This is a genomic window from Longimicrobium sp., from assembly GCF_036554565.1.
Classification (GTDB): Bacteria; Gemmatimonadota; Gemmatimonadetes; order Longimicrobiales; family Longimicrobiaceae; genus Longimicrobium.
On record NZ_DATBNB010000122.1, the window covers coordinates 1 to 1,553 of the forward strand.

Consider the following 1,553-nt stretch of genomic DNA (forward strand, 5'->3'; position numbering starts at 1 on the left):
GATACCTGCGGCGCGTGCTGGAGGGGATGGTCGCGGACGAGACCCGGCGCGTGGACCGGCTGGAGATCGTCCCCGGGGCGGAGCGGCGCCTCGTCCTGGAGGAGTGGAACGCGACGGGCCGCGCGTATCCCACCCACGGTCTCCGCGTCCACGACCTGTTCCGCGCGCAGGCCGCTCGGACGCCGGAAGCCGTCGCGCTCTCCTGGCGCGGCGAGCGGTGGACGTACGCGGAGTTGGAGGCGCGGGCGAACAAGATCGCCAACGCGCTGCGCCGCCATGGCGTGGGGCCGGAGGTGCGCGTGGGCATCTGCCTGCCGCGCACGCCGGAACTGGTCGCGGCGATGCTGGGCGTGCTGGGTGCGGGTGGCGCGTACGTGCCGCTGGATCCCGCGTACCCGCGCGAGCGGCTCGGCTACATGCTCGAGGATGCCGGGGTCGCGCTCGTCATCACGGAGTCGGGGCTGGCGGATCGCCTCCCCCGTGACGCGGCCGCGCTGCTCCTGCTCGACGTCGAGCGAGACGGCATCGCGGCGGAATCCGCCGAGGCGTTCGACAGCGGCGTCCTTCCCGAGAACCTGTCGCACGTCATCTTCACCTCCGGGTCCACGGGCCGTCCCAAGGGGGTGATGATCCGCCATTCCTCCGTCGTCATCCTGCTGCACTGGCTGCGGGAGAACGTGACGGACGAGGAGCGCTCCTCGGTGCTCTTCTCCACCTCCATCAACTTCGACGTTTCCATCACCGAGGTGTTCGGCACCCTCGCCTGGGGCGGAAAGCTGGTGCTGGTGGAAAACGCGCTGGAGCTGGCGACGCTCGAAGAAGAAGTCGTGCACGTCAGCATGGTGCCGAGCGCGGCGGCGGAGCTTCTGCGCGGCGGCGGCATTCCGACCAGCGTAAAGACGCTGAACCTCGGCGGCGAAGCGCTGCCGAACGCGCTGGCGCAGGGGCTGTACGCGCTGGGCACGGTGCAGAAGGTCGGCAACCTGTACGGACCGACGGAAGACACCACCTATTCCACGTACTACATCGTTCCGCGTGGCGCCGACCAGGTGCTGGTCGGTACGCCGGTGGCGAACACCCAGGCGTACGTGCTGGACGCGCACCTCCAGCCCGTGCCCGTGGGCGCCGTGGGCGAGCTCTACCTGGCGGGCGACGGCCTGTCGCGAGGCTACGCGAACCATCCCGCGATGACCGCGGAGCGCTTCGTCCCCTGCCCGTTCGGCGCGCCGGGGAGCCGGATGTACCGGGTGATGGACCGCGTGCGCTGGAAGGAAAGTGCGGAAGTGCGTCAGTGCGTGAGTGCGGTAGTGGATTCCGTTGACTCCCGCACTGACGCACTCACGCACTCACGCACTCACGCACTCGAGTACCTGGGCCGGATCGACTTCCAGGTGAAGGTGCGGGGCTACCGCATCGAGCTGGGCGAGATCGAGGCGCGGCTGGCGGAGCACGCGGGTGTGCGCGCCCCGGTGGTTCTCGTCCGCGAGGACGCACCTGGCGACCGGCGGCTGGTGGCGTACTACCTGGGGGATGAGCCGGTGGCGGTGGATGTG

1 protein-coding gene is annotated in these 1,553 nt (G+C 70.2%); it reads left to right on the forward strand.

Annotation, left to right across the window (positions count from 1 at the left end; all coding sequences use genetic code 11):
* A partial coding sequence (locus VIB55_RS03310) for an amino acid adenylation domain-containing protein (RefSeq protein ID WP_331875243.1) occupies positions 1-1,553 on the forward strand: 1,553 nt, incomplete at both ends.